Annotated in this window: 6 protein-coding genes and 1 tRNA gene; 4 read left to right on the top strand and 3 right to left on the bottom strand. The window is 73.6% G+C overall.

Annotated elements, in window-relative coordinates:
• On the bottom strand, nucleotides 1-893 hold an 893-nt coding region (locus ACWEMJ_RS11105; RefSeq protein ID WP_452136712.1), incomplete at its 3' end, for an aldo/keto reductase.
• A gap of 316 nt (nucleotides 894-1,209) precedes the next feature.
• Between ACWEMJ_RS11105 and ACWEMJ_RS11100 the strand changes: the two genes are divergently transcribed.
• From ACWEMJ_RS11100 to ACWEMJ_RS11090, 3 genes are all read left to right on the top strand, one after another.
• Entirely contained in the window at nucleotides 1,210-1,884 is a 675-nt protein-coding gene (locus ACWEMJ_RS11100; RefSeq protein ID WP_452136711.1) for a DedA family protein, read from the top strand.
• Between the two features lie 130 nt (nucleotides 1,885-2,014).
• Nucleotides 2,015-2,698, top strand: a complete 684-nt coding sequence (locus tag ACWEMJ_RS11095) for an O-methyltransferase (protein WP_452136710.1) — start codon at nucleotides 2,015-2,017, stop codon at nucleotides 2,696-2,698.
• Nucleotides 2,699-2,703: 5 nt separating this feature from the next.
• Nucleotides 2,704-3,591 carry a Gfo/Idh/MocA family protein gene (locus ACWEMJ_RS11090; RefSeq protein ID WP_452136709.1) on the top strand — a complete coding sequence of 296 codons (888 nt, stop codon included), beginning with the start codon at nucleotides 2,704-2,706 and terminating at the stop codon, nucleotides 3,589-3,591.
• A 60-nt stretch (nucleotides 3,592-3,651) separates the two neighbouring features.
• Here ACWEMJ_RS11090 and ACWEMJ_RS11085 read toward each other — a convergent pair whose 3' ends face one another.
• Nucleotides 3,652-4,740 (bottom strand): hypothetical protein, encoded by a 1,089-nt coding sequence (locus ACWEMJ_RS11085; protein WP_452136708.1) that lies wholly within the window; start codon nucleotides 4,738-4,740, stop codon nucleotides 3,652-3,654.
• 115 nt (nucleotides 4,741-4,855) lie between these two features.
• Here ACWEMJ_RS11085 and ACWEMJ_RS11080 point away from each other — a divergent pair.
• A tRNA-Leu gene (locus tag ACWEMJ_RS11080) sits at nucleotides 4,856-4,939 on the top strand.
• A 110-nt stretch (nucleotides 4,940-5,049) separates the two neighbouring features.
• Here the strand turns inward: ACWEMJ_RS11080 and ACWEMJ_RS11075 are convergent.
• Nucleotides 5,050-9,240, bottom strand: a complete 4,191-nt coding sequence (locus ACWEMJ_RS11075; protein ID WP_452136707.1) for an nSTAND1 domain-containing NTPase — start codon at nucleotides 9,238-9,240, stop codon at nucleotides 5,050-5,052.
• Nucleotides 9,241-9,242 lie beyond the last annotated feature (2 nt).

The following is a 9,242-nucleotide window of genomic DNA, read 5'->3' as shown; positions in this document are numbered from 1 at the left end:
CAGGCCGCCGGCGCGTCCAGGGCGGCGAGCTGGGCGGCCGTCAGGCGCAGGCTCGCGGCGGCGAGGTTCTCCGCCAGGTGGGCGGGGTCGGTGGTGCCCGGGATGGCGAGGACGTGCGGGCCGCGGTGCAGCGTCCAGGCGAGGCGGACCTGGGCGGGGGTGGCGTCGAGTTCGGCGGCCACGGCGGCGACCCGGCGGTCCTGTTCGGCCGCCGTCGCGGCCTCGCGGCGCAGGCCGGAGATGGCGAAGAACGGGACGAAGGCGATGCCGAGTTCGGCGCAGAGGCCGAGGACGCCGTTCTCCTCGGCCCGTCGCCAGTCCAGCCCGAAGGAGTTCTGCACGCACACCACCGGGGCGATCTCCCGCGCCTGCCGGATGTGTTCGGTGCGGACGTTGGACAGCCCCAGGTGCCGGATCAGCCCGGCCTGCCGCAGCTCGGCGAGCGCCCCGAAGTGCTCGGCCACCGAGGCGCAGTCCGGTCCGTTCCGGCGCAGGTTGACCACGTCCAGGTGGTCGCGGCCGAGCTGGCGCAGGTTCTCCTCGACCTGCCCGCGCAGCTCGTCCGGCCGGGCCATGGTCTGCCACGCGCCGGACGGGGCGCGCCCCGGCCCGACCTTGGTGGCCACCACCACCGGGTGGCCGCGCCAGGCCGTCAGCGCCCGGTTGATCAGCTCGTTGGCGGAGCGCAGCGGCGAGAAGTAGAAGGAGGCCGTGTCGACGTGGTCCACGCCCTGCTCGAACGCGGTGTGCAGCAGCCGGACGGCGAACCCGCGGTCGATCGGGGCGCCGTCCGAGTTGCCCAGCATGCCGTTGCCGGTCAGCCGCATCGCGCCGTAGCCGATCCGGTTCACCTCCAGGTCGCCGAGCCGCCAGGTGCCTGCCGCCGTGGTCATGGGTGTGTCCTCCCCGTGGGTGGTGCTGTCCGGTCACGGAGTATGGGGTGCGGCCGGGGGCCGGGAACAGCTCCGGCGGGTGCGCGGAATGTCACCCGCGGATCGGGAACGAACTTGGTGGCGCCGGGAGTTGGACCGGGTGCGGGGGAACGGGGGAGGAGCCGCCCGGCAGCGTGCCCACCAGCGGTCGGGGGAGGCACTCGGCCTGCGGGCCGGGAGGGGCTAGGCTGGCCGGGCTCGGGCCCTTTACCGAAGCTTTTCCCGTGTGCCGCCGTGCGTCGGCCGCCTGTCCCTGCCCTGACGGAGGTACTCCGCCTTGCACCTCGACCAGTGGATCGAGAGCGTTCCACCGACCTCGGTGTACGTGATCATCGGACTGATCATCGGACTGGAGAGTCTGGGCATTCCGCTGCCCGGCGAGATCGCCCTGGTCACCTCCGCGCTGCTCGCCGCCAAGGGCGTGGTCAGCCCCTGGGGCATCGCGGGCTGCGCGATCGCCGGCGCGATCATCGGCGACTCGATCGGCTACGCCATCGGCCACAAGGGCGGCCGGCCGCTGTTCGAGAAACTCGGCCGCAAGTTCCCCAAACACTTCGGACCGGACCATCTGGCCACCGCCGAGCGGGCGTTCCACCGCTGGGGCATGTGGGCGGTCTTCTTCGGCCGCTTCGTCGCCCTGCTGCGGATCTTCGCGGGCCCGCTGGCCGGCACCCTGCGGATGCCGTACTGGAAGTTCCTGATCGCCAACGTGCTGGGCGGCGTGGTCTGGGCGGGCGGCACCACGCTGCTGGTCTACCAGGTCGGCAAGGTCGCCGAGGAGTACCTCCAGGGCGCCTCCTACATCGGCCTCGGCGCGGCCGCGCTGTTCGGCGTCGGCTCGGCGCTGCTGCTCAAGTACAAGGCGAAGAAGTCCCGCGCCGCGCACCCCGAGCAGTCCGGCGGCAAGAGCGGCGAGCCGCTCTCCGAGACGCTCGTCGACAGCACCGACTGACCGTCGAGCACCCGCGCCGAAGGCCGCCCCGTCCACCCCGGACGCGGGCGGCCTTCGCCGTGTTCGGGGACCGGCGCGCGCCGGGCAGGGAGTAGGGTCGCAGCGCGAAGCGATCACGGAGGTGGGGAGAATGAGCACGCAGGAGAGCCCGCAGCAGCTCTGGACGGCGGTCGACGACTGGGTCGCCGACCGGCTGATCGGCGAGGACGAGGTGCTGGACGCGGCGCTGGAGGCCGCCGACCGGGCCGGGCTGCCGCAGATCGCGGTGGCCGCCAACCAGGGCAAGCTGCTGCATCTGCTGGCCCGCATGCAGGGCGCCCGGCGCATCCTGGAGATCGGCACCCTGGCCGGCTACAGCGCCATCTGGCTGGCCCGCGCGCTGCCCGAGGGCGGCACGCTCACCACGCTGGAGATCGACCCGGCGCACGCCGAGGTCGCCGCCGCCAACCTGCGCCGGGCCGGCCTCGCCGACCGCGTCGAGATCCGCCTCGGCGCGGCCCGCGACACCCTGCGGCAGCTCACCGAGGAGGGCGTCGAACCGTTCGACCTGGTCTTCGTCGACGCCGACAAGCCGAACATCCCGCACTACCTGGAGGCGTCCCTGGCGCTCACCCGGCCCGGCTCGGTGATCGTCGTCGACAACGTGGTGCGCGGCGGCCGGCTCGCCGACGAGCACAGCACCGACGAGGCGGTGCAGGGCGTCCGGCGGCTGCACGAACTGCTCGCCGGCGACAAGCGGGTGGACGCCACCACCGTGCAGACCGTCGGCCACAAGGGCCACGACGGCTTCACGCTGATCCGGGTGGAGGGCTGACCACCGTGCGGATCGGACTGCTCGGCACCGGCCCCTGGGCGGGCCTGGTGCACGCCCCCGCGCTCGCCGCCCACCCCGAGGTCGAGTTCGCCGGCGTGTGGGGCCGCCGCCCCGAGGCCGCCGCCGCACTCGCCGGCGCGCACGGCGTCCCCGCCTACCAGGCGGTGGACGACCTGCTGGCCGAGGTGGACGCCGTCGCCATCGCGCTGCCCCCCGACGTCCAGGCCGAGTACGCGGTGCGCGCCGCCGAGGCCGGCAAGCACCTGCTGCTGGACAAGCCCGTCGCCGCGACCGTGGACGCCGCGCGCGCCGTCGAGGACGCGGCCGCCGCGGCGAACGTCGCCTCGGTGGTGTTCTTCACCGTCCGCTTCGACACCGCGCCCGGCGCCTGGGTCGCCGAACAGGCCGAACGCGGCGGCTGGTTCACCGCGCACTGCCACTGGATCGGCTCGGTGTTCACCACCGACAGCCCCTACGCCGCGTCCCCGTGGCGGCAGCAGAAGGGCGCGCTGTGGGACGTCGGCCCGCACGCCCTGTCGGTGCTGCTGCCCGTCCTCGGCGACGTCGAACGGGTCGCCGCCGAGCCCGGGCCCGGCGACACCGCGCACCTGGTCCTGCGGCACGCCGGCGGCGCGTCCAGCACCGTCACGCTCAGCCTGACCGCCCCGCCGGAGGCCTCCGCGAACGGCGCGGGCGCCGAACTGCGCGGCACCGCCGGCGTCACCCGGCTCCCCGACCGCAGCGGGCCGCCCACCGCGTCCTACGGCCGGGCCCTGGACGCCCTGCTGGCGGCCGCCGCGACCGGCGAACCGCACCCGTGCGACGTCCGGTTCGGGCGGCGGGTGGTGGAGGTGCTGGCGCAGGCCGAGGAGCAGCTGCTGCGGGTGCGCTGACGGCTCCGGGCCCGGTCAGGGGTCGACCGGGCGGGGGTCGACCGGTCAGGGGTTGGCCGGTCAGGGGTTGACGGGGCGGCGGTCGGCCGGGCGGCGCGGCGGGATCGGGGCGGCGGCGAAGTCCCGCGGCCCCGTCCACAGCGCCGGCACCGCGTCCGCGCGGCGGGCCAACTCGTAGGCGATCGCCTCGTAGTTGACCCGCCAGCCGCGGAAGTGCGCCCAGGCGTCCTCGACCGGCCGCTCCAGCCGCAGCCCGGCGGCCGTCACCAGCGCCACCGCCGCGTCGAACTCCTCGAAGGTCAGCCGGATCGGCTCCTCCGGCTCCGGGTCGGGCTCGAACGGGATCCGCAGCGCCGTCGCGATGTCCCGCAGCGCCGTGAACCCGGCGCGCAGCAGCAGCCGCGCCTCCGGCGGCGCCGAACGCGGATTCAGCGCCAACTGCATGGCCGCCGCGTCCATCACCGCGATCAGGCCCACCACCCAGCTGCGGTACGGCTGCGGGGAGCGGAACGAGATCAGCACCGGGTAGTTGGAGTGCCCCTCGCCGAGATCCGCCGCCAACCGCTCCCACGCCCGGTACAGCTCCGGCAGCTCGCTCTCGGTCCGCACCAGCGTCTGCCGGGCCAGCAGCTCCGGCCCCCAGGCCGGCTCGCCGGCCCGCGACTGGAGCAGCGTCACCTCCAACTCCCGCCGGTTGTAGGCGGAGTAGAGCGTCGGCAGGTAGGCGATCAGCAGCGCGATGATCAGCGGCCCGTTCGCCGCCGCGAGGAAGTCGATCACCGACAGGTGCAGCCGGTCGCCGCTGGCGAAACCCAGCGTGAACAGACTCGACCCCGCCTCCCGGAACGCCACGTGCCACGGCAGGTCGGACGTCCCTATCAGCAGCAGGGTGTACGCCGCCAGCGTCGACAGCAGCCAACACCCCAGCATCCCCAGCAGGATCAGCGGCGCCAGCCAGGTCTGCGCCCGGTCGATCGCCCGGTAGCCGCCGAACGGCGCCGCCACCGTCCGCACCACCCGGCGCAGCACCGACCACAACCGGATCGCCAACGCCGAGTACAGGCCGCGCGGCACCACCAGCGTCCGCAGAATGCTGGCCGCCGTCCCGGCCAGCAGCATCGCCCCGGCCACCGTGAGGATCACTCTCATCCGGCCATTGTGACGCCCCGCCACCGACGCACCCCGGACGGAGCCCCCCGAAACATGCGGTAAGCTTCTCAGCAGGTCGAACGGGGCGGAAACGCAGAACGACGACTACACCCTTGCGCGGGTGGCGGAATAGGCAGACGCGCTGGATTCAGGTTCCAGTGCCCGAAAGGGCGTGGGGGTTCAACTCCCCCCTCGCGCACAACGGTCATCCGACCCATTGCGGCCGGTCGATCCGACACTATGTCGGGTCGACCGGCCGTTCTGCTGTTCGGATATGCCGAGGGCCCCTCACGGTTTCGTGAGGGGCGGTCATGCAGGGCAGATGGGCCCGATCTTCTGGTTGGGGAAGTATCGCGTTTTCTCGTCATCGGTGAGGTCGCGTGAAACAGCCTTGCAGATGACGCTAGTTGCGGCGTCCAGCGGGACATGGGGCCACAGGCGGACGGTGCCGTCGCCGCTGGCGGTGGCGAGGGTGCGTCCGTCGGGGCTGAACGCCACCGCGTTCACTGCCGAGGTATGGCCGATGAGTGGGCCGGTGAGGGGTTTGCCTGTGGCCACGTCCCACAGGCGGACAGTGTGGTCGCCGACCTCGCCCTCGCCCTCGGCGGCGGCGACGGCGACGGTGGCGAGGGTGTGTCCGTCGGGGCTGAACGCCATCGACCACACGGGGCCGGTGAGGGTGGTGGTGAGGGGTGTGGTGAGGGGCTTTCCCGAGACCGCGTCCCACAGGCCGACGGTGTCGCCGCCGCCGGCGGTGGCGAGGGTGTGTCCGTCAGGGCTGAACGCCACCGCGTTCGCGCGAACGGTGTCGCCGATGAGCGGGCCGGTGAGGGGTTCGCCCGTGGCTGCGTCCCACAGGCGAACGGTGTCGCCGTCGCTGGCGGTGGCGAGGGTGTGTCGGTCGGGGCTGAACGCCACCGCGGTCACGGCCGAGGTATGGCCGATGAGTGGACCGGTGAGGGGTTTGCCCGTGCCTGCGTCCCACAGGCGGGCGGTCTGGTCACTGCTGGCGGTGGCGAGGGTGCGCCCGTCGGGACTGAACGCCACCGCGTTCACGCGAGCGGCGTGGCCGGTGAGCGGGCCGGTGAGGGGTTCGCCTGTGGCGGCGTTCCACAGGCGGGCGGTCTGGTCACTGCTGGCGGTGGCGAGGGTGCGCCCGTCGGGACTGAACGCCACCGCGTTCACGCGAGCGGCGTGGCCGGTGAGCGGGCCGGTGAGGGGTTCGCCTGTGGCCACGTTCCACAGGCGGGCGGTCTTGTCTTCGCCGGCGGTGGCGAGGGTGCGCCCGTCGGGACTGAACGCCACCGCTTCCACTCCCTCGGTGGGTCCGGTGAGCGGTTTGCCTGTGGTCACGTTCCACAGGCGGGCGGTCTTGTCGTCGCTGGCGGTGGCGAGGGTGCGCCCGTCGGGACTGAACGCCACCGCGTTCACGCGAGCGGCGTGGCCGGTGATGGGTCCGGAGAGGGGTTCGCCTGTGGCGGCGTCCCACAGGCGGGCGGTCTTGTCTTCGCCGACGGTGGCGAGGGTGCGGCCGTCAGGACTGAACGCCACCGCTTTCACTGGAGCCGTGTAGTCGGACAGGGCGCGAAAGCGGGGAATGCCCGTGGCCGTTTCCCACAGGCGGACGGTGTGGTCTTCGACGGTTGCGAGGGTGCGGCCGTCGGGGCTGAACGCCACCGAATCCATGGTGCCGGAGTGTTCGGTGAAGGTCCTGATCCCCGTGCCTTTGGCCACGTCCCACAGGCGGATGGCGCCGTCTCCGACGGTGGCGAGGGTGCGCCCGTCGGGGCTGAACGCCACCGAGAGCGCGGGGCCGGTGAGGGGGCTGGTGAGGGGTTTGCCCGTGACGGTGTCCCATAGGCGGATGGTGCCGTCTCCGGCGGTGGCGAGGGTGCGCCCGTCGGGGCTGAACGCCACCGAGAGCGCGGGGCCGGTGAGGGGGCTGGTGAGGGGTTTGCCCGTGACGGTGTCCCATAGGCGGATGGTGCCGTCTCCGGCGGTGGCGAGGGTGCGCCCGTCGGGGCTGAACGCCACCGAGAGCGCGGGGCCGGTGAGGGGGCTGGTGAGGGGTTTGCCCGTGACCGTGTCCCACAGGCGGACGGTCTTGTCGTCGCCGGCGGTGGCGAGGGTGCGTCCGTCGGGGCTGAACGCCACCGCGTTCACGGCCCCGGTGTGGCCGGTGAGGCGGCGGGCCAGGGGGCGGTTCGCGGCGGAGCGGAGGCTGGCCGCGGCTTCAGTGGTGGGGCTGGTGCGGTAGGCGCTGGCTGCGAGGAGGGCGGCGAGCTCGGGGTCGACGTCGAGCAGGGGTGCGGACTGGGCGGCAAGCTGTCGGGATTGCGCGACCTGCTGGGCGGTGACTGCCCTCTGCTCATTGGTGACCGCTGCCTGCTGCTGCCAGAAGGCCACTCCCGTGGCGACCAGCGCGAGGGCGAGGGCGGTGGCCAGCACGGTGATGAGGCGTCGGCTGCGGCGGGCGGCGGCCTGGAGGCGTTGGTGTCCGGCCTTCAGGAAGTCGTCGAGGTCACCCGGTAGGCGGTGGTGGCTCGCCAGGTCGGTGCCTTCGGCGAGGAGGGTGCCGGTGGGCAGGTCCTGGGGGTCGCGCCGCTTCTCCCAGCGGGAGTGCTGTTGGTGGGCGCGGAGGAGCCAGTCGTGGAAGCGGGTGTCCTGCTCGACCCAGTCGTGCAGGGTGATCCAGTCCCGGATGAGTGCGTCGTGGACCAGTTCGGCCACCGCAGGCCCCTCCGCGTCCGGCGCGCCGTCCGGCCGCGCGCCTTCGTGGACACGGCCGGTGGTGACGATGCGGTATCGGGAGAGGACCGCCAGGACTTCGTCCACGGTCCGCAGCGCTTCGGGGGTGTCGTCGTCGGCGGCCAGTTCGCGCAGGTAGCCGAGCGGGCGCTGCTGACGTGCGGCCGGGGTGTTCAGGGACGGGTCGGCGGGGCGGACCAGGGCGGTGAGGATTCTGCGGGCGGTGTTCCGCTGGTCCTGGTCGAGGTCGCTCAGGGCGGCTTCGCACCATTCGGTGAGGGCGCCGGTGACGGCGCCGATGCGCTGGTAGGCGTCGTGGGTGAGGCGGCCGTCGTACTCCAGGCGGCGTTCCCACAGGCGGGTGAGGGCGACTTCGAGCAGCGGCAGCACGGTGACAGGGGCGTCGTGGGCACCGGTGGTGCGGCGGTCCAGATCCAGGACGTCGGCGATGATCTGCTCGGCGAGGCCCGGTTCGAATGTCGTGTCGAGGTCGCGGGCGGGGCCGGTGACGATCGCGTCCAGGTCCGTGGCGCTCAGGGTGGCGGGGACGTTGAGGACGCCCTGTGCCTGCAGCGCGGCGTTCAGCAGGCCAGGGGCGAGCGCGGACAGGCGGGAGTAGAAGTCGTCGCGCATCACGAGGACCACGCTCAGGGCCGCATCGGAGTGGATCGCGGCGGTGATCCGGGCAAGCGCCTTCAGGGCGGCGGGCTCTTCGGACGGGGCGAGGAGCTCCTCGAACTGGTCGACGACCAGCACGACACGGGACTCAGCGGCCGTACCAGCCGCTCCGTCGTCGGCGTCCGCCCTGGGGTCCTCGGCCTTGCCCCAGGGCAGGCCTGCCCGCGACAGGGCGCCCGGCAGGTCCGGGCCCGGGCGGGTGAGCACCTGGCGCCAGCGGTCGCTGCCCGGCAGCCGCCCTGCCGCCAGCGCGGGCAGTACCCCGGCCTGGACCAGGGACGACTTCCCCGACCCGGACGGGCCCAGCAACAGCACCACCCGCCGTCCGCCGGCGAGTCCCGCGAGGACTCGGTCCACCGCGTCCTCGCGGCCCCGGAACCAGCGGGCGTGCTCGGCGGTGAACGGCTCCAGTGCCCGGTATGGCGACACGTCGCGCTGCTTCAGGGCCGGCCACACCTCGCGCAGGACGGCCGTCGGGGTGACGTAGGCGATGCCCTGGCCGCGGTCGTGGGCATCGGGGGCGGTGATCGCGGTGAGCATCCCCACCACCAGGCCGGTCGCCTCGTCCAGCACCGGTCCGCCGCTGAATCCCTGGGTCAGGTCGTTGGCCCCGGTGAGCTGAAGCAGCTCGCCCACCGGGTCGGCAGCGGGCAGCAGGCCGCCCGCGGTGGCGAACCCGAAGTGCCCGCCCGGCGGTGCCTGCACAGGGAACCCGAACGAGCGCACCCGGTGGCCCCGTGCGCCCGCCGCCGACCCCAGCGGCAACGGCGCCACCCCCACGGTCCGCTCCAGGCGCACCAGCGCCACGTCCTGCTCGTGGGGCTCGCGCCACCCGTCCTCCAGCACCCGGCCGGTGACCATCGGTGCGCCGGGTGCGTGCGGGAAGACCAGCGTCACCGTCGAACCGGGCCCGTAACCGCCGTCCACCAGGACGTGCGCACACGTCACCGCCAGGCCGTCGGCGACCAGAAAACCCGCCCCCACCACCAGCCCGTCCCTGTCGCGGACCTGCGCGACCGCCACCGACAGACAGTCCGCCGCATCGGCCCGTAAGGTCCCCCGTCCTGCCGTCATCC

It is taken from the genome of Kitasatospora sp. NPDC004531, assembly GCF_053602195.1.
This window is presented reverse-complemented; position numbering and strand designations above follow the sequence as displayed.